Source organism: Micromonospora endophytica (assembly GCF_003236305.1).
In the GTDB taxonomy this organism is placed as follows: Bacteria; Actinomycetota; Actinomycetes; order Mycobacteriales; family Micromonosporaceae; genus Micromonospora; species Micromonospora endophytica.
In genome coordinates, this window is sequence record NZ_POTX01000108.1 from 1 (window position 1) to 18930 (window position 18930).

At 70.8% G+C, this 18930-nt stretch carries 17 protein-coding genes; 5 read left to right on the forward strand and 12 right to left on the reverse strand.

Annotated features, from left to right (window positions below):
* The 3 genes from C1I93_RS16720 to C1I93_RS16730 form a co-directional block, all read right to left on the reverse strand.
* Positions 1–607: endonuclease V (locus tag C1I93_RS16720; protein ID WP_258378299.1), on the reverse strand; the 607-nt coding region annotated here is incomplete at its 3' end.
* A 29-nt stretch (positions 608–636) separates the two neighbouring features.
* Positions 637–1185, reverse strand: coding sequence for a GNAT family N-acetyltransferase (locus C1I93_RS16725; RefSeq protein ID WP_111244225.1), 549 nt, complete (start codon positions 1183–1185; stop codon positions 637–639).
* 258 nt (positions 1186–1443) lie between these two features.
* Positions 1444–3999 carry a M14 family metallopeptidase gene (locus C1I93_RS16730; RefSeq protein ID WP_111244226.1) on the reverse strand — a complete coding sequence of 852 codons (2556 nt, stop codon included), beginning with the start codon at positions 3997–3999 and terminating at the stop codon, positions 1444–1446.
* Between the two features lie 215 nt (positions 4000–4214).
* Here C1I93_RS16730 and C1I93_RS16735 point away from each other — a divergent pair, with 215 nt between their 5' ends.
* On the forward strand, positions 4215–5060 hold the full coding sequence (locus C1I93_RS16735; RefSeq protein ID WP_111244227.1) for a YhjD/YihY/BrkB family envelope integrity protein: 846 nt from the start codon (positions 4215–4217) through the stop codon (positions 5058–5060).
* 9 nt (positions 5061–5069) lie between these two features.
* Positions 5070–6668: a phytoene desaturase family protein gene (locus C1I93_RS16740; RefSeq protein ID WP_111244228.1), complete on the forward strand. Its 1599-nt coding sequence runs from the start codon at positions 5070–5072 to the stop codon at positions 6666–6668.
* Positions 6669–6820: 152 nt separating this feature from the next.
* On the opposite strand, the gene C1I93_RS16745 is transcribed toward C1I93_RS16740, so the two are convergent.
* Positions 6821–8413: a Rieske 2Fe-2S domain-containing protein gene (locus C1I93_RS16745; RefSeq protein WP_111244229.1), complete on the reverse strand. Its 1593-nt coding sequence runs from the start codon at positions 8411–8413 to the stop codon at positions 6821–6823.
* Between the two features lie 219 nt (positions 8414–8632).
* Here C1I93_RS16745 and C1I93_RS16750 point away from each other — a divergent pair, with 219 nt between their 5' ends.
* Complete coding sequence (locus tag C1I93_RS16750) at positions 8633–8854, forward strand: DUF2631 domain-containing protein (RefSeq protein WP_111244230.1); 222 nt, start codon at positions 8633–8635, stop codon at positions 8852–8854.
* 94 nt (positions 8855–8948) lie between these two features.
* On the opposite strand, the gene C1I93_RS16755 is transcribed toward C1I93_RS16750, so the two are convergent.
* The 8 genes from C1I93_RS16755 to C1I93_RS16790 all read right to left on the reverse strand — a co-directional run bounded on the left by C1I93_RS16755 (position 8949) and on the right by C1I93_RS16790 (position 17772).
* Positions 8949–10193: a DivIVA domain-containing protein gene (locus C1I93_RS16755; protein WP_111244231.1), complete on the reverse strand. Its 1245-nt coding sequence runs from the start codon at positions 10191–10193 to the stop codon at positions 8949–8951.
* 31 nt (positions 10194–10224) lie between these two features.
* Positions 10225–11376: a dual-specificity RNA methyltransferase RlmN gene (rlmN, locus tag C1I93_RS16760; RefSeq protein WP_111244232.1), complete on the reverse strand. Its 1152-nt coding sequence runs from the start codon at positions 11374–11376 to the stop codon at positions 10225–10227.
* Between the two features lie 104 nt (positions 11377–11480).
* A complete protein-coding gene (locus C1I93_RS16765; protein ID WP_181445204.1) occupies positions 11481–12755 on the reverse strand; it encodes a phosphatidate cytidylyltransferase in 1275 nt (424 codons plus the stop codon).
* A gap of 286 nt (positions 12756–13041) precedes the next feature.
* A complete protein-coding gene (gene frr, locus C1I93_RS16770; protein ID WP_111244234.1) occupies positions 13042–13599 on the reverse strand; it encodes a ribosome recycling factor in 558 nt (185 codons plus the stop codon).
* 69 nt (positions 13600–13668) lie between these two features.
* Positions 13669–14436, reverse strand: coding sequence for a UMP kinase (pyrH, locus tag C1I93_RS16775; RefSeq protein ID WP_111244235.1), 768 nt, complete (start codon positions 14434–14436; stop codon positions 13669–13671).
* Positions 14437–14589: 153 nt separating this feature from the next.
* Positions 14590–15417: a translation elongation factor Ts gene (gene tsf / locus C1I93_RS16780; protein WP_111244239.1), complete on the reverse strand. Its 828-nt coding sequence runs from the start codon at positions 15415–15417 to the stop codon at positions 14590–14592.
* 126 nt (positions 15418–15543) lie between these two features.
* On the reverse strand, positions 15544–16419 hold the full coding sequence (gene rpsB / locus C1I93_RS16785; RefSeq protein WP_111244236.1) for a 30S ribosomal protein S2: 876 nt from the start codon (positions 16417–16419) through the stop codon (positions 15544–15546).
* A 270-nt stretch (positions 16420–16689) separates the two neighbouring features.
* Positions 16690–17772 (reverse strand): hypothetical protein, encoded by a 1083-nt coding sequence (locus C1I93_RS16790; protein ID WP_223256187.1) that lies wholly within the window; start codon positions 17770–17772, stop codon positions 16690–16692.
* A gap of 218 nt (positions 17773–17990) precedes the next feature.
* Between C1I93_RS16790 and C1I93_RS16795 the strand changes: the two genes are divergently transcribed.
* Positions 17991–18350, forward strand: a complete 360-nt coding sequence (locus tag C1I93_RS16795; RefSeq protein ID WP_111244240.1) for a YraN family protein — start codon at positions 17991–17993, stop codon at positions 18348–18350.
* The coding region (locus C1I93_RS16800) for a magnesium chelatase domain-containing protein (RefSeq protein ID WP_309148204.1) at positions 18350–18930 on the forward strand (581 nt) is incomplete at its 3' end. The genes C1I93_RS16795 and C1I93_RS16800, both read left to right, overlap by 1 nt.

An 18930-nucleotide genomic window follows, 5' to 3' on the forward strand; every position in this document is an offset into this window, starting at 1 on the left:
CCTCGGGGAGGCGGTAGCGGGGGGTCAGGTTGAGGGTCAGGGTGGTTGCCTGTTCGAGGGCGGTGCGGTGGCCCACTGAGACGAAGACCGGCTTGACGCCGGTTTGGGTACGCAACACCCGGCCCAGCACCTCGTCGCCGGCCCGCAGCGGGGACCAGTCTCCTCGGTGCTCGCCCGGCGCGTCGAAGCCGGCGACGAACGGGGTCTTGGCCACCCCGAAGGTCGGCAGCCCGGCCACCACACCCAGGTGACAGGCCAACCCGAAGCGCCGAGGGTGGGCGATGCCGTAGCCGTCACAGACCACCAGATCGGGCCGGGCCGCCAGCCGCTCCAGCGCCGTCAGCAGGATCGGCACCTCACGGAACGCCAGCAACCCGGGAACGTACGGAAACGTCACCTCGCCGGGGACGACAGCCGACTCCACCTCCACGCCGGTGGCCAGGTCGAACACCACAGCGGCGGCCGTGATCCGCGGCGACGATTTGTCGTACGACACGTCGACCCCGGCCACCAGCCTCGGTTCGGTGGGCAGCGGATTGTGCAGGTCAAGTCGCTGTCGCAACTGTTCCTGGATGCGTTCGGCCTCGGCCACCGATGGCGGAGTCACGACCGGCTCACCGCCGCCGGTGGGTCGACTCACGCCGGCCGGGCCAGGACGAAGGTCTCCAACTCCTCACCGCCGTACCAGTCAGTGCGGCGGCCGACGTGGGTCATGCCGAGCCGACGAGCCACCGCCATCGAGGCGGTGTTACCCCGAGCGACCACGGCATGGATCAGCGGCGTCCCGGTGGCGAGTTCCCGCTCCACGACGGCGCGTGCGGCCTCGGTGGCGTACCCGTTGCCCCAGGCTTCGGGGTGCAGGTGCCAACCCACCTCGATGTCATCGGTGAGCACCTGCTCATCCCGCCCCGGCAACGGCTTCACCATCACCGTGCCCACCACCACACCGGTCTCCCGCACCTCGACCGCCCAAAGACCGTACCGATCACCGTACGCCGCGTGCCGCCGACGCCACCTGTCCAACCGCTCGACCGCCTGCGCCGGATCCGTCAACGGCAACCCCGACCGCGCGCCGAGCCACCGGGCGATCTCCGGCCGGGAATAGATGTCGAAGAGCCGGGCCAGGTCCGCCGGCCCGTCGGTCCACTCGCGCACGAGCAGTCGTTCGGTGGTCACCATCGCCATGGTCCGCGATCGTAACCACGACCCGCTTCGGCGCAACGCATTTGCCTGGCCGGTGCCGGTTCAGATGCCGCCACTGAAATCGGTGCCCGTCGCCGCGTCATGGGCGGTCTGCGTGTTGCCAGCACCGCCTCAGCAGCCCGCTTCGCCGCCCGCCACGCCATGATCGGCTCTACCACGCGTTCGGCTGATCTGACCGGCGACGGGCCTGGGCGGAATTTTCTCCGCCCAGGCCCAGACCAGTCACGCCGTACGGCTAGCTCACGAGCCGTTCCACCACAGCGCGGCAGCGACCTGCGGGTACATGCCCTCCGGGTGGGCCCGGAAGAGCGGCTCGGTGCCGAAGAGGGTCACCGAGGCCCCCTTCGCCACGCCACTGACCACCACCGCCTGCCCGGCGGCGGCCTGCTGGCCACCCCAGTGACCGGCGAGGAAGAAACCCTCCCCGGCCAGCCGCTGGTCGACGCGTACGCCGTCGCCGACCCGGGTGAAGTACTGCGGCGCGTCGACGAACGCGGTCGGCAGGGCGTTGCCGGTGATCGGCGACGCCTGGTTGTTCTCCACCTTGACGATGCCGTTGGCGTCGCTGCGGCCCGCCGCGATGCTCACGTCGAGCAGCCCGGCCCGGTCGTTGAACTGCTTTCCGCTGGCCCCGCGTCCCACCACGGTGCCCCCGTCGGCCAGCCAGGCGTCGAACGCGGCGCGTTGGGTGGCGTCCAGGTTGAGCGGGTTGAAGGCCGTGGTCGAGACGAAGAAGGCGTCGAAGTCGGCGAAGGACAGGGTGCCGTTGTTGAACCCGGTGTGGGTGACCGAGATCGGGTCGAAGCCCATCTGCCGCAAGGCGAAGACCTCGCCACCGTTCGCCGCGACCCCGAGCCGGGTCTTCGACACCGGTGTGGCGCCGCGTACCTGCGGCGGGGTGAGCTTGACGAACTCGACCCCGTACGCCTCGGCGATGGCCCGGACGACGGAGACGTCACCCGGCACCACGAAGGTGCCGTCGGCCGTCCTGGACACCGCCACCCCGTCGGCGAGCATCCGGTTGACCGCCAGGATGCCGGCCACCGAGTCGACGACCAGACCGTAGTGGGCCTGCTTGCCGGGTGCCACGGCACCGGTGGCCCGAGCCTCGGTCACCGGACGCAGCGCCTGGGCGTCCAGGGTGACGTCCGCGCCGACCCGCTGCACTGTCGCACCCCAGAGATGACCGTGGCTCCACGCCGAGATGTCGTACATCGCGTTGAAGTCGTTCGTCACGTCCCGCCCGACCTCGAGCAGGGCACTGGCCAGGCCGCGCTTGGCCTGCCGCATGTCCACCACGTAGGTGCCGGCCGCGTAGTGCGTGCCGCCCAGCCTGAACGGCCGCCAGGCGCGCTGCACCTTGAGGTCGTTGTCGAGCATGAACTGGACCAGTCGAGCCGCCGCGGTGGCGCTGCGCTGGTCGGTGCCGGCCGGGATGACGTACGCGCGAGCGAAGTCCTGCAGGTGGGTCTTGACGTTGTCCCCCCGCGCCAGCGAGATGGCCAGCGGGTCGTCGATCGGCCGGGTCGACTCGCCGTCGACGCCCCGCCGGAACCATTCGAGCTGGTTGGCGAGCAACTCCGCCCGGTTCGCGGTGGCGTAGCCGAGGTTCCCCTTGATCGACGCCACGGCCACCGCGGTGTTGATCCGGGTCCGCTCGTGCCGCTCCGCCACGGTCAGGTTGCCGCGCGGGTTGAGCGGCACCTCGATGGTGTGCCCGATGGCACCGTGGTACATCGAGTACATCGGCGTGAAGATCGGCGGCCAGTCGTCCCAGCCCTGGGTGCGGTCCCGGAACGGGATGTCGTTGCGCCGGCTGCCGTCCGGGTTCGCGCAGGTGGCCCGGGTCTCGCCGGTGGCCAGGATGGCCTGCTCCATGGCGAGCGCGTTGCGCAGCGCGTGCTTGATGTAGAGGTCGTACTCGTAGTTGTCACCGTGCGGGCCGGTGGTCGGCTCGATCAGCGTGCAGGAGACGTACCCGTGGATGTCCAGCATGGTCAGCGGGCTGTAGCGGACCAGCTGGGCGCGCACGGCACGGACCTCGGGCTGCGACGCGGTGATGTAGTCGCGGTTCATGTCGAAGCCGTTGGCGTTCGCCCGGGTCGCCGCCACCCGGCCGTCCGGGTTGTTGGTGACCACGAACGCGATCACGTGCTTGTTGAGCATCTCCACGGTCGCCGGGTCGGTGGCGAACGCCAGCTCCCGCAGCACCTTCAGGCTGGCGTCGGTGCCTTCCCACTCGTTGCCGTGGATGTTGTTGTTGATGAACAGCGGCGTACGCCAGTTGTCGTACCCGCCGGCGGCGAACTTCGCCTGCGCCGCGTGCGGGTCGCTGAACCGCAGGTCCGACAGTTCCTGCCAGTTCTTCCACTGGGCGTCGCTCATCGGCGCGGTGGCCAGCACCAGGTGCAAATCGCGGCCGAGCACCGACTGCCCGATGACCTCCACGCTGATCCGGTCGCTGCGCTGCAGGTCACGCAGGGCGGGCGGGATGTCGTGGTACGGGATGAGGTTGTAGGCGATCGACGCGTCGGTCAGCTCCACCGGCGCGTCGGCGATGACATCGTTTCGCGGCTTGCCGGGCAGCTTGGCTGTCGGTGCCGGTTGACTGGGCAGCCGACCTGGGGCGTCGGCGGAACGGCCACGCTGGCCGGATCCGATGCCGAAGGGCAGCTCGGTGTCGGATGGCCCACGCGGTGACGCGGTGGCCGCGGCGGAGGCTTCCGGGTCGGCCGGTGCCGCCACAGCCGTGGCCGCCGGTCCGAACAGGACCACGGCGGCGAGGAGGGCTGTCATTGATCGTCGAAGGGCCACGCAGGTACCTCGCTTCGAGGGTAGGACGCCAACGGGCGACTCTTGATCGCCAAGGCGACGATGATTGGCTGTTCTACCAGCCACAACACTGTGAGTCGATAGCCTGCGGGACGCGGGAACGCTTACCCGACCGATCCGCCGAGTCAGACGGACCGGACGGGCGGTTGCCGGAGCGGCTGACGGGGAACAGGAGCGCGATGAGTGGAGCGTGGCAGCGGACCAGGCGGATCATCCGGGCCGCCTTCCGGCCGGTACGGGGCCGTGACCTGTCGCTGCACGCCGCCGCGATCACCTTCTACGGGGCGATCGCCGTGGTGCCGGTGGCGCTGCTGGCGATCTGGCTGACCACGCTCGTGGCCGGCGCGGAACGAGTGCACCGGCTCTCCGCGTACGCCATCGAGGCCCTGCCGGACGCGATCGGCGCGCCCGGCGCGGTGGCCGCCCTGGTCGAGGCCGGGGTGAACCTGACGCCCTGGCTGGCGCTGGCCGCGGTGCTGCCGGCGTCGCTGTACGGCGAGGGGCTGCGCCGGGCGTTCGTCTCGGTCGCGGCGCCCCGCAGCGACGAACACCTGGTCGGCTGGCGGGGACGGCTGCTGCTGCTGCCGTTGCTCGCCCCCGCACCGGCCCTGCTGCTGGCGATCCTGCTGGCCCTGCCCACCACCACCGGGCTGGTGCAGCGCGGCGGTTGGGTGGGGGTGCTCGGGGTGGTGCTCTCCTTCCTGGCGGTGTGGCTGGTGCTCACCCCGGTGCTGCTGTGGGTGTTCCGGGTGGTGGGTCCGGCCTCGCCGGACTGGCTCTCCACCCTCGGCGTCGGCTCGTTCACCGCGGCGAACCTCTCCGGCTTCATGCACGGTTTCGTGCTGTTCGCCTCGCTCCCGCTCGACCTCGGCGTGCCCTTCGGCGGGCTGGACGAGGTGGGTGGCGCGGTGGCCATCCTGCTCTGGCTCTACCTGTTCCACGTGATCGTGCTGGCCGGCTACTCGGCCACCCTCGCCCTCTCCGGCTGGCGGCAGCGACGGCAGCGACGCGCCGAGCCGGGTTAGGGTGCGGAGATGACAGGTGGTGAGCTGCCGGGAAGGGCCGACGTGGTGGTGGTCGGGTCTGGGCACAACGGGTTGGTTTCGGCGATCCTGTTGGCTCGGGCCGGGTTGGATGTGCTGGTGCTGGAGGCCGCTGACGTGATCGGCGGGGCCACCCGGACGGAGAATCCGTTCCCCAAGGTGCCGCAGTTGCGGCACTCCACCGGGTCGTACCTGCTCGGGCTGATGCCGCCGGAGCTGCTGGCCACGCTCGACGTACGCATTCCGGTGCTGCGCCGCGACCCGCACTACTTCCTGCCCACGCCGGGCGGTGCCGGGTCGCCGTACCTGCTCTTCGGCACCGACACCGCAGCCACCCGGGCGCAACTCGCCGAGTTCTTCTCCCCGGCCGACGTGGCCGCCGACGACGCGATGCAGGCCGAGTTGGCCGCGCTCCGCGAGGATCTCGCCCCGGCCTGGCTGGCCGAGCCGCTGCCGGTCGAGCAGACCGCGGACCGCTACGTCCGCCCCGAACTGCGCCAGGTCTTCGTGGACCTGGTCCGCGGCTCGGTCGCCGACTACCTGGCCCGCTTCGAGTTCCGCTCGGAACTGCTGGTCAGCATGTACGCCGTCACCGACGGGCTCTCCGGGCTCAACGCCGGGCCGGACGATCCGGGCACCGGGCACAACTTCCTGGTGCACAACATGTGTCGGCTGCCCGGCTCGGGCGGCACCTGGATGATCGCCGAGGGCGGCATGGGCACCGTGTCGCGTACCTTCGCCGACGCGGCCCGTGCCGCCGGCGCCCGGATCGTCACCGGCGCGCCCGTCACGGCGATCACCCTCGACGGGGGCGCCGCGTCCGGCGTCGTGCTGGCCGACGGACGCGAAATCGGCGCCGAGGTGGTGCTCGGCGGCTGCGACCCGTACCGGCTGATGGCGCTGCTGCCCGACGGCGCGCTGCCGGCCGCGCTCACCGAACGGATGACGGCGGTCCGGCGCACCGGCACCACCCTCAAGCTCAACCTGGCGCTGCGCGGGCTGCCCCGCTTCTCCTGCCTGCCGCCGGACGCGCCGAGCCCGTTCGGCTCCACCATCCACCTGCTGCCCGGCTCGGCGTCGCTGACCGGTGGCGGCGGCGAGTCACCGATGGCGGCGCTGCGCGCCATGTGGGCCGACGTGCGGGCCGGGCGGCTGCCGACCGAGCCGACGATCGAGTGGTACCTGCACACCACTGTCGACCCGTCCCTGGCCGACCCGGCCGGACACCACTCGTCGGCGCTGTTCGTCCAGTCGGTGCCGTACGAACTGGCCGGCACCGACTGGGACACGGCGCTGCCCGGCTACGTCGCGCAGCTGGTGGCGATCTGCGAACGGTACGCACCGGGCACCGGCGACCTGATCGCCGACGCGGTGCCGCTGCCGCCACCCGGCATCGAGGCCCACTTCGGCATCACCGGCGGCCACATCCACCACGTCGACAACACCGTCTCGTTCACCGACCGGATGCCCTACGCCACCGGCGTCGACGGGGTGTACGCAGGCAGCGCCGGCTGCCACCCAGCCGGCAGCGTGATCGGCGCCGCCGGCCACAACGCCGCCCAACGCATCCTCGCCGACTTCGGCCGCTGAGGCTTCCCTGGCAACGAGTGCCGCCGAGTCAGCGGCCCGGGGCGCGGGGCGGGTTGCGGCATGTCGCGGTATCAGGGCCGGCGGAGGCCACGGGTTGCGGCATCTCGCGCACCGGCCGGCACCAGACCGGCTTCGACACAGGCGCTAGCGGCTCAGCTCGATGGCTGCGACGCCTGCGGGACCTCGGCGGCCGCAGGCTCCTCACCGACCCGGTGAGCCCGGATCTTGTGACCGACGCTGGTCAGACAACGACCACTGGGCAGGTCGAAGCGCCAGCCGTGCAGCTGACAGGTGAGCTGGTCGCCGTCGACGATGCCGAACCGGCTCAGGTCCGCCTTCAAGTGCGGGCAACGCCGCTGCACCGTCCAGCCGCCGATGGTGATGTCCTCGGCGTCGACCGCCCGCTCGTGCTCGTCGTACCATCCCTCGGCGTACTGGAGGCGCTCGGTGGAGAGGCACTTGAAGAAGGCGTACACGAACTCGTTGTACTGCCCGATCCGGGCGGCCGAGAAGCGGCAGGACAGGAAGAGCGAGTTGACCCAGTCCACCTCACCGATGTGCAGCAGGTGCTCGACCAGCGCCCGCTCGGTACGGAACCGGTAACGCACCTTCTCGTCGGCGTACGGCCGCACCTGCTTGCCCGGGAAGTCGACAACAATGGACTCGACACTGTCCCCGTCGTAGCCGACCAGGTCGAAGCGGACCGGACCGCCGACGCCCTTGGCCAGGTAGATCGACTCGTCGAGCAGGGGCTCGATGCGCTGCTTCAGCTCCTTGAGCACGTCCACCTCGGGGTGCCGCCAGGACGCCTTCTCCGCCTCGATGATCGGGCGCTTGCGCTCGCGCATCTCTTCCAGGTGGGCGACCTTGTTGGCGAAGAACTCCTCCACCGGCTGCGGATGAGTCGTCGTCGCCCCCGAGGTGGTGACCTCGGCGACGCTGCCGGGCAGCAGCACGATGCCGTTGGTGCCGCCGACCTTGGCGTACTCGGCCAGGAAGACCGACTGGTCGGGGAAGATGTTGCCCTCGTCGTCGAAGATGTCGTTGAACTGCCACAGCTCGTCGTCGAGGAAACACGGCGGGCCGGCGATCGGGAAGACGTGGTCGGCCTTCAGGTCGTCGATGTAGCGCCAGGTGCGGTCGAACTGCCGCTCCCGCTTCTGCTTGCCGAACGCGGTCTTCGCCGACTGCGGCAGCTCGTAGACCATCGGGTACCAGATCGCACCGGAGAACTGCAGCAGGTGCGCGTGCACGTGACCCAGCTCGGCGAAGACGCTCAGGTCGGTGGGGCGGGCGTCGTTCTGATTGAGCAGCCGGACGCCGTCGTACTCCACCCAGAGCGAGGAGTCACCGATCGGGCCGTCGGTCGGGCTGGTCAACGCCTGGATCATGATCTTCAGGCCGCCGTCCAGCTCGACGACCTCCTCGTTGCGGGTCTTCAGGAACTTGGTGAAGCCCAGCTCGCGGAACTCGTCCTCCATCTCCGAGGTGGGGAACTCGGGCAGCAGCACCGTCGCCTTCTTGGCGACGTACCGCTTCAGGTGGGCCGCGTCGAAGTGGTCCCGGTGCAGGTGGGAGACGTACAGGTAGTCCACGTCGCCGAGGGTCTCCCAGTCGAGCTGGGAGTTGTCCGGGAACGGGAACCAGGAGGCGAAGTAGGCCGGGTTGACCCACGGGTCGCACAGGATGCTGCCCGCGGCGGTGTCGATCCGCATGCTCGCGTGCCCGGTACCTGTCACTCGCACCGCAGTTCCCCCTCGGAAAAAGACAATCAAGGCGTACGCCAGAACGCTACCGGAGGCAGTGTGGTCCGCGCCCCGCGACGTCGCCATACCCGCTCGTCCCGGGTGGGCGGGTCGAAGGTCCCCGGCCGCCTGACCGCCGGCACATCCGCCCCACCGCAGGTCCCCGCGCAGGGGGCGTGCCAGACTAGCCGCAGATCCCCACGCGAGGAAGGACCGACAGTGGCAGGAAGCGAGCCGGTAACGTCGCCAGACCAGCACAAGCCCGGGCACCGCAAGGCCGGGCGGATCGGCGCGGTCGTCACCGCGTTCGCGCTGCTGGCGATGCTCTGCGGCAACCACGAGGGCAGGGTCGAGAACCTCTGGCTGATCGGCCTGGCCGTGCTCCTGCTGCTCATCGTGATCGGCGACGTGGTGCTGCGCCGCAACGGTCTGCGCTCCTGAGCCTGGCCCGCGGAGAAGCCGGACCCCACCGGCGAGGAACGTACGACAAAGGGCCCGCTCCGTTGACGGAGGCGGGCCCTTTGTCGTGACTGCCTCAGCGGCCGAAGAGGATGTCCTGGACGTTCTTCAGCGCGGCGTCGACCTCGGCCTCGAAGTAGCCACCCTGCACCAGCCCGAAGCGCAGCGTGTCGAGATCCTTCGGGTTCACCGGCATCGGGTTACGCCCGGCCATCCCGCCGAGCAGGCCCTCGAAGAACCGGTCCACCTGGTCGGGGGCGTACCCGCTGCCGAACCTGCGTACCTGGAAACTGCGTCGGATCTGGTCCACGCGGTAGAGGTCACTGCCGGGCGGCCCGGCCATCGGCGGCCCACCCATGGGCGGCCCGGCCACCGCCGGCGGACCCGCCATCGGCGGTGGCCCGCCCATCGGCGGCCCACCCAGTGACTGCTGCGGCATGCCGGGCGGCCCGGCCGGGCCGCGCCGGTCCGGCATGCGGATCTCGGCGGTCATGTCGGCACGGCCGTGCCGACCCGCCTCGAAGCCGTCGAAGCGCTGCTCGTCCGGAGGGCCGTAACCGCCCCGGTCGGGGGGACCGTAGCCGCCAGGCCCGTCCGGGGGACCGTAGCCGCCCGACCGGTCCGGGGCGCCATAACCACCCGGGCCGTCCGGAGGACCGTAACCACCAGGCCCGTCCGGCGGACCATAGCCACCCGGGCCGTCGGGCGGACCGTAGCCACCCGGGCCATCCGGAGGACCGTAACCACCAGGCCCGTCGGGCGGACCGTAGCCGCCGGGGCCGGGAGGCAGGCCACGCGACGGCGGGCCGCCGTGCCCCGTCGGAGCACCCGGCGGACCCATCGGCCCGCCGGGACCGCGCGGCGCGTCGTACCCGCTGCGAGGAGCGTCGTACCCGCCGGCGTAGGCACCGGTCGGTTCGTCGTAGCGGCCGTACGGCGGCCCGGCCTGGGCCGGCATCGGCCGTGGCGGCATCGGTGGCTGCGGCACCGGCGACATGCCGCGGTCATCGCGCCCGGGCGGGCCCATCCGGTCCGGCGGACCCATCCGGGGGTCTGCGCCGGCGCGGCCGGTGGCGCCCCGCTCCTCCAACTCGGCCAGCTGCCGCTCGACCCGGTCGAGGTGCAGGTCGACCTGCCACTCGTCGTAGCCGTTGAAGCGAACCCGGAAGACGACGTCGTGGACCTCCTGGGAGGCCACCGGGGCGCCGACCGGCTGGCCCTCCAGCGTCGCCTCGACCCGGTCCAGGAAGGCGTCCACCTCGTCAACCTTGTATCCCCGGCGGAGCGCCTTACGCCGGAAACGCTGACCCTGACTCGCCACTATGTCTCCTGGTCTCGTTCGCCACGCCCGGTCACGCCGACATCTCCCCGGCCGGGTCGGTGCCACTGTCCTGCGCGGCCGCCAGCTGCCCACACGCGCCGTCGATCTCGCGGCCTCGGGTGTCCCGCACCGTGGTGGACACCCCGGCGTCGCGCAACCGCCGGACGAACTCCCGCTCGACCGGCTTCGGGCTGGCGTCCCAACGACTGCCCGGAGTCGGGTTGAGCGGGATCAGGTTCACGTGGGCCAGCTTGCCGGCCAGCAGCCGCCCGAGCAGATCGGCTCGCCACGGCTGGTCGTTCACGTCCTTGATCATCGCGTATTCGATCGACACGCGACGCCCCGTGCGAGCCGCGTAGGCCCATGCCGCGTCCAGCACCTCGGAAACCTTCCAGCGCTGGTTGACCGGCACCAGTTCGTCGCGCAGCTCATCATCGGGGGCGTGCAGCGACAACGCAAGGGTCACCGAGAGGTCTTCGCTGGCCAGTCGGTTGATGGCAGGCACCAGCCCGACCGTGGAAACGGTGATGTGCCGCTGCGACAGGCCGAGCCCCTCCGGAGCCGGTGCGACAAGCCGACGGATGGCGGCCACCACCCGGTTGTAGTTCGCCAGTGGCTCACCCATGCCCATGAAGACCACGTGTGACAGCCTCGGCGGCGACCCAGCCACCGCACCTGACGCGGCCACGCCGGCCAGGTAGACCGCCTGGTCGACGATCTCGGCGGTGGAGAGGTTGCGGGTCAGACCGGCCTGGCCGGTCGCACAGAACGGGCAGGCCATGCCACACCCGGCTTGGCTCGAGATGCAGACGGTGACCCGGTCGGGGTAGCCCATCAGCACGCTCTCCACCAGCGACCCGTCGTGCAGCCGCCAGAGCGCCTTGCGGGTCGCGCCGTCGTCACAGGCCAACTCGCGGACCGGGTTGAGAAGGCGGGGCAGCAGCTGTTCGGCCAGCCGCTCGCGGGACGACGCCGGCAGGTCGGTCATCTGTGCCGGGTCACGCACCAGCCGGCCGAAGTAGTGGGTGGAGATCTGCCGGGCTCGGAAAGCCGGCTCGCCCAGCCCGGTGACCAGGGTCTTCCGGCCGGCCAGGTCGAGATCGGCGAGGTGTTGCGGTGGCATTGCCGCCCGGCGCGCGCCGGGCGCGTCCGGGTCGGCCGGAATCAGGGGCAGGCTCGTCATAGCCTGTCCAGTCTGGCACGCCCAACACGGAACGTGCCCGTCCGCGGGTGGCGAATCCGCTCCGACAGTCGTCGCGGTCCGGCCGCGCCCGCCTCCGTCATTCCTCAGCTCACCGCCGGGACGAAGACCACGAGCAGCAGGTACGCGGTGGGCACGGCGAACAGGACCGAGTCGAGCCGGTCCATCAGACCACCATGTCCGGGCAGCAGGTTGCTCATGTCCTTCACGCCGAGATCCCGCTTGATCATGGACTCGGCAAGGTCGCCCAGGACCGCGGCGGCCGAGATCGCCATCCCGAACACCGCGCCCCACCACGGGGCCACCTCGAACAGCAACCAGAGCAGCAGGGCGCTGCCCAACGCCGCGGCGCTGATCGAGCCGGCGAACCCCTCCCAGGACTTCTTCGGGCTGATCGTCGGTGCCATCGGGTGCTTGCCGAAGTTGGCGCCGGCCGCATAACCGCCGGTGTCGGAGAGCACCACGGCGACAAGGGTCACCAGCACGCGCAGGTCGCCGTCACCGGGAGACGAGGCGAGCAGGGCGGCGAAGCCACCGAGGAAGGGCACGTACACCGCGATCATGGTGGCCGCGGTGATGTCCCGCCGCAGGTTGGCGGTGCCGTCACCGAGCCGCCAGACCACCGTGCCGGCGACCGTGACGAGCAGACCGAGCAGGAGCGCGTCCGGGCCGCTGAACCAGGCCATGGTGACCGTGAGCACCCCGCCGGCGATCAGCGGGACCAACGGCACCCGGGCACCGCTGCGGCGTACCGCCCGGGACATCTCCCAACTGCCGATGCCGAAGGCCGCGGTGAGCACCAGCAGGAAGGCGGGGGTGTAGAGGAACAGCGGTAACAGGACCGCAGCACCCAGGCCCACGCCGACCGAGATGGCCGCCGGCAGGTTACGACCGGCCCGGCCGGACGACTTCCGCTGGCTGGCTGGGCGGCCGGCGCCGGCGCGACGCCGACCACGGTGGCGCTTGCTCGCTGCCGGGTTCTCGTCGGCGGGCTCTGCTTCGTCGGCAGGTGCCGGTTCGTGCTCCGGACCCACATCGGCGGGCACCGGCGCGAACTGCGCGGTCGGCGCCTCGTCGTGTTCCTGCCCCGCACCGGCGCGTACCGGCGCGAACTGCGCCGTGGGCGCCTCGTCGTGCTCCCACTCTCGGCGCCCGTTCACCCCGCTCGGAGCAGGCTGAGGGCTTCGGCCGGAGACGTGGGGGCCGCCGGCACGCGGATCGGCGTACAGCTCGGCGGCGGGACGGGCGGTGCGGTCCCACGGGCCGGGTTCGAGCGCCGGGTCCGGCCAGGGCAGCCCCGCCGGGGCCGGGCGTTCCCAGCCGCGGGCCTCGGTGTCACGGTAGGGGTCGAGGTGGGACATCACGCACCAGACGAGAGCGGTACGAGATCCACCACTTGACGTACAGCCACTACCATCCCCTACCCGCCCGAGGCGCCTCGTCTGATTCGCCAGCCCGTCAGCTGGCCGATCCCCACCGTTCATCGCCGGGTCGCCGGGAATCGTGCCGAGCCTACTGCACCCTCCCGCCCATGCCATCGACCCCAGCCGCGTTGATCATGAAGTTGTCACCACGACACGCCTGGCGGGGCGGCAACAACTTCACGATCGACGCGGCGGGACGGTGCGGAGGAGGGTGCCGGGGAGGTCAGACCTCCAGGAGTTCGGCTTCCTTGTGCTTGACCAGGTCGTCCACGTGGGCCACGTAGCGCTGGGTGAGGTCGTCGAGCTCCTTCTCGGCGCGGCGACCATCGTCCTCGCCGACCTCGCCATCCTTGACCAGCCGGTCCAGCTCTTCCTTGCCCTTGCGACGGATGTTGCGGATGGCGACCTTGGCTTCCTCACCCTTGTGCCGGGCGACCTTGATCATGTCGCGGCGGCGCTCCTCGGTCATCTGCGGGAGCAGGATGCGCAGCTGGTTGCCCTCGTTGTTCGGGTTGACCCCGAGGTCCGAGTCGCGGATCGCCTTCTCCATGGCGTTGATCTGCGAGTTGTCGTACGGCTTGATGATGGCCATCCGCGGCTCCGGGATGGCCACCGACGCCATCTGGGTCAGCGGCGTGGGGCTGCCGTAGTAATCAATAATGATCTTGGAAAACATGGCCGGAGTGGCGCGACCGGTACGGATGGCGCCGAACTCCTCCTTGGCGTGCTCGACCGCACGCTCCATCTTCTCCTCGGCCTCGAGGAGGGTGTCGTCGATCACCGCTCTCCTCGCCTCCTTCTTGTGCTTGTCGTGGGCTTGTCGGGTCACCGAGGTCGCGTCGGCGCCAGCTCAGGTGGTGATCAGCGTGCCGATCTTCTCGCCGCCCACCGCCCGGACGATGGTGTCCTCGCCCTGCGCGCCGAAGACCAGCATCGGCAGGCCGTTCTCCATGCAGAGGCTGAAGGCGGCGGCGTCGGCGACCCGAAGGTTGCGACGCAGCACCTCGGAGAAGGTGATCGAGTCGAACTTGCTGGCGGTCGGGTCGATCCGCGGGTCGGCGGTGTAGACCCCGTCGACGCCGTTCTTGCTCATCAGCACCACGTCCGCATGAATCTCCAACGCGCGCTGGGCGGCCACGGTGTCGGTGGAGAAGTACGGCATGCCGGCTCCGGCCCCGAAAATGACCACGCGGCCCTTCTCCAGGTGCCGGATCGCGCGCAGGGGGATGTACGGCTCGGCGACCTGGGCCATCGTGATGGCACTCTGCACGCGGGTCTCGATGCCCTCCTTCTCCAGGAAGTCCTGGAGGGCGAGGCAGTTCATCACCGTGCCGAGCATGCCCATGTAGTCCGCCCGGGCCCGGTCCATGCCCCGCTTCTGGAGCTCCGCGCCCCGGAAGAAGTTGCCGCCACCGACCACCACGGAGACCTGCACTCCCCGGCGGACCACGGTGGCGATCTGACGCGCGATGGCCTGGACCACGTCCGGGTCGACGCCGATCGCGCCGCCGCCGAAGACCTCACCGGAGAGTTTCAGCACCACCCGGCGTGCCCGGCCGGGCGGCGGCGCCGTCGGATCGTCCGCCGCGACCGTCGGGTCCTTCACAACCTGCGTCATCCGCCCGTCCTTCCCCCACCGGTGCGCCCGGGTACGTACCTGCCGTTGCAGACCTTATGGGACGAGGAGGCCGCGGTGTCTGTCGCGTACACCGGCGGCCTCCTCGTCGTGTCGTTGCTCAGCCCACGGGCGCGGCGCGCCCGGTCGGCGGCGTCAGGCCTGACCGACCTCGAACCGCACGAAACGGGTCACCTCGATGCCGGCCTCCGCCAGCACCTGCTTCACAGTCTTCTTGTTGTCGGTGACCGACGACTGCTCCAGCAGGACGAAGTCCTTGAAGAAGGAGTTCACCCGGCCCTCGACGATCTTCGGCAGCGCCGCCTCGGGCTTGTTCTCCTCGCGGGCGGTCTGCTCGGCGATGCGCCGCTCGGACTCGACGACCTCGGCCGGCACCTCGTCCCGGGTGAGGTACTGCGGGCGCATCGCGGCGATCTGCATGGCCGCACCGCGCGCGTCGGCGTCAGCCGCCTCGTCGGTCTTGCCGGCGTACTGCACCAGCACACCGACGGCCGGGGGCAGGTCCTGGGCCTTGCGGTGCAGGTAGACCGCGACGGTGCCGTCGAGCTTGGCGAAACGGTTCAGCACCAGCTTCTCGCCGATCTTGGCGGACTGCTCCTGGACCAGGTCGGCGACCGGACGACCGTCGATCTCGCTGGCCAGCAGTTCCTCGGCGTTGCTCGCGCCGGAACGCTCGCCGTGCTCGACCAGCTGCTGGGCCAGCGCGATGAACGCCTCGTTCTTGGCGACGAAGTCGGTCTCGCAGTTGAGCTCCAGCAGGGCCTGGCCGGAGTGGGCGATGAGACCGTTCGCGGCGGTCCGGCCGGCACGCTTACCGACGTCCTTGGCGCCCTTGACGCGCAGGATCTCGACGGCCTTGTCGAAGTCGCCCTCGGCCTCAGTCAGGGCCTTCTTGCTGTCCATCATGCCGGCGCCGGTCAGGTCGCGGAGCTTCTTGACGTCCGCCGCGGTGATCTGGGACATGGCTCTCTCTTCGATGTTGAGATTGCGGTGGGATGGTCTGAGGTGCCGGTTACCCGGATCCGGGAGGTTCGTGCCGGCCTGGCCGCCGCCGGCCACCGTCAGTGACGGCGGCCGGCGGCGCTGGGGTCACTGCCCGGCGACGGCAGCCGGCTGCTCAGCCGCCGGCTGCTGCTCGGCTGCCTGCGGCTGCTCGGCCGGCTGCTGCTCGTCGGCCTTCTTGGGCTCCTCGAGCAGCTCACGCTCCCACTCGGCCAGCGGCTCGTCGGTGGCGACACCCGCCTCCGGCTTCTCGTCGCCACCCCGGCGACGACCGGAGCGGGCGATCAGGCCGTCGGCGACGGCGGCGGCGACGACCTTGGTCAGCAGCTCGGCCGAGCGGATGGCGTCGTCGTTACCCGGGATCGGGAAGTCGACCTCGTCCGGGTCGCAGTTGGTGTCGAGCACGGCGATCACCGGGATGCCCAGCTTGCGGGCCTCGTCGACGGCGATGTGCTCCTTCTTGGTGTCGACGATCCAGACCGCGGCCGGGAGCTTCTGCATGTCCCGCAGACCACCGAGGGTCTTGGTGAGCTTGATCTTCTCGCGGGACAGCTGGAGGGTCTCCTTCTTGGTGTAACCGGCGGCGGTGCCGCTCAGGTCACCCAGCGCCTCCAGCTCCTTCATCCGCTGGAGCCGCTTGTACACCGTCTGGAAGTTGGTCAGCATGCCACCGAGCCAGCGGTGGTTGACGTACGGCTGGCCGACGCGGGTCGCCTGCTCGGCGATCGCCTCCTGGGCCTGCTTCTTGGTGCCGACGAAGAGGATGCTGCCGCCCTCGGCCACCGTGTTGCGCACGAACTCGTACGCCTTCTCGATGTAGTCGAGAGTCTGGCGCAGGTCGATGATGTAGATGCCGTTACGCTCGGTGAAGATGAAGCGCTTCATCTTCGGGTTCCAGCGCCGGGTCTGGTGCCCGAAGTGCACACCGCTCTCCAGCAGCTGACGCATGGTCACGACGGCCATGGCTCGTACTCCTTGTGGTCCCTGGTTGTCCCGTCCGGCCGGCGGCCGGACAGCCTGGTGCCCGGCCGTCGGCCATGGTGGGCCCGATCAAGATCGAGACCAGGGAGGCCGCCGCCACACGACGACTCGTGAGGAGGGCACGCGAGGTCGACCGCACGAGGCGGTCGCCAGTCGACCAGTGTACGCGCCCCCACCTCAGCGCAAGGAAGGGCCCCGTATTAACGCCTCATGTATAGGAGGGGTCCCCTATTAACATCGCCCCGCCGGGAATCAGCCCACAGCGAGCGCGGCAGCGAGGAAGAGCACCAGACCGACGGTCAGGTACGCCGTGGGCGGACGAAACCAGCCCCGCGCCCCGTCGGTGAGCGCGAATCCGGTGGTCCGCAGGCCGTACAGGCCAGCCGCGAAGATCGGCAGTCCGCAGACCAGGAACGTGCCCGCCAGCACGTCGGCGGCGGGCACCGGGTCCGCGGTCACCCCGTGTAGCAGCACCCGCAGGGCCGGCACCTCCAAGATCACGACCAGTACGGTGAACAGCACGGCAAGCATCGGCCGGCGGCTGCGGTACACGCCATCGCCAGCCGGCAGTCCCGGCGCGGGGGCAGCCTGGTGCCCACCGTTCCCGGCCGGTCCGGTCTCCCCCACCGGCAGGTCGCCCCGGGGAGCAACGGACGGCATCGGCCCGGTCGGCTGCTCCAACGGACTCGTCGGCTCCGACGCCCGCCTCGCCTCGACGATCGGGTAGGCGGCGAACATGGCGGAACGGTCGGGGTCGGTAGCCGAGGATTGCCCGCCGGCCGGGCTCCCCTCGGGGACGGTACGAACGTCGGGAACGACACGGGCGTCGGGGGCGGCGCGACGACCGGGACGGTCGGCCGGCAACTCACCGGAGATCTCCGGATCCGTCAGGTCGGAGTGCCGCATCCGGGACGCCCGATAGCGCTCGGTCTCCGCCGGTGCGTCCCCGAGCGGAGCCGGCACGCCGAGAGAAGCCGGCACGCCCCCGAGCGAAGCCGGCACGCCCCCGAGCGGAGCCGGGCCCCTGAGCGAAGCCGGGCCCCCGAGCGGCGCCGACCCGAAGGGATCCGCGCCACCGAATGGGACCGCGCCGTCGAGCGAAGTTGCGCCACTGAGCGGTGCCGAGCCGTCGACCGGAGTCGAGTCGCCGAAGCGCCGTACCGAGCCGTACCGGTCGTCGTCATCGGCCCGTGACTCAGCGGCGGTACGCAACTCGTCGTCGCGGTAACGCGCCTCCGCCGCGCCACGCCAGTCGGGGTCGCCGTAGCCACGGTCGTGTTCACCCGGGTACCAGCGCGATTCCTGATCGTCGGCAAAGCTGCGTCGTCCGTCCACGCCCGGCACGGTATGCGACCGATCCGCCGTACGCCATTCGACCCCTGCCCTGGCCAGGGAAGATGCCGCAATTTCGACAGGAGCGGCGAGTAAGAGCCGGATTCGCCGCCATAGCACACCGAGGGCATGATCGTCCGCTTGTCCACAGTCCCCTCGGTTGTCCACAGATCGCGCCGACGGGGTCACCACAGACCGCGTACGCGAGCAGGGTGCCGGTCATGACCAAGCGGAACCAGGCCGTCGGCGGATACGGGGAACGATGCGCCGTCCGACATCTCATCGAGGCGGGGCTGCGCCCCGTGGCTCGCAACTGGCGTAGTGCGACGGGCGAGATCGACATCATCGCCTGGGACGGGCCGGTGCTGGCCTTCTGCGAGGTGAAGACGCGCCGCACCGCGGGCTTCGGCACCCCCGCCGAGGCGGTGGTGCGACGCAAGGCGCACCGCCTGCGCCGACTCGCGGCCGAGTGGCTGACAGCCACCGGCACCAGCGCCGACGAGGTCCGCTTCGACATCGTCTCGGTCCTGCTGCCGAGGCGCGGCCGGGCCGAGATCGAGCACGTGCGCGGGGCGTTCTGATGAGTTACGCCCGCGTGCTCTGCGTCGGTCTGCTCGGGGTGACCGGGCACCTGGTCGAGGTGGAGGCGGACCTGGCGCCCGGTCTGCCCGGGGTGGTCATCTCCGGGCTGCCCGACACCGCCCTGCACGAGGCCCGCGACCGGGTCCGCGCCGCGGTGGTCAACTCCGGTCAACGCTGGCCGAACCGACGGATAACCCTCAACCTGTTGCCCGCCACCCTGCCCAAGTTCGGCTCGGCGTTCGACCTGGCGATCGCGGTGGCGCTGCTCGGCGGTTCCGGTGAGCTGCCGCTGGCGCCGCTGGACGGCGTGGTCATCCTCGGCGAGTTGGGCCTGGACGGCACGGTGCGGCCGGTCCGAGGGGTCCTGCCGATGGTCGCCGCGGCCGCCAGGGCCGGCGTCGCACGGGTGATCGTCCCGGCCGACAACACCGCCGAGGCCGCCGTGGTGCCCGGGCTACGCGTGCGAGGCGTGGACAGCCCGGAGATGACCACCCCGGGCAGACCGGGCGCCAGGTCCGCCTCCACCTCGACCAGGTGCCCGGTCACCCCGAGCAGACCGACGCCTGTCTCTTATACACA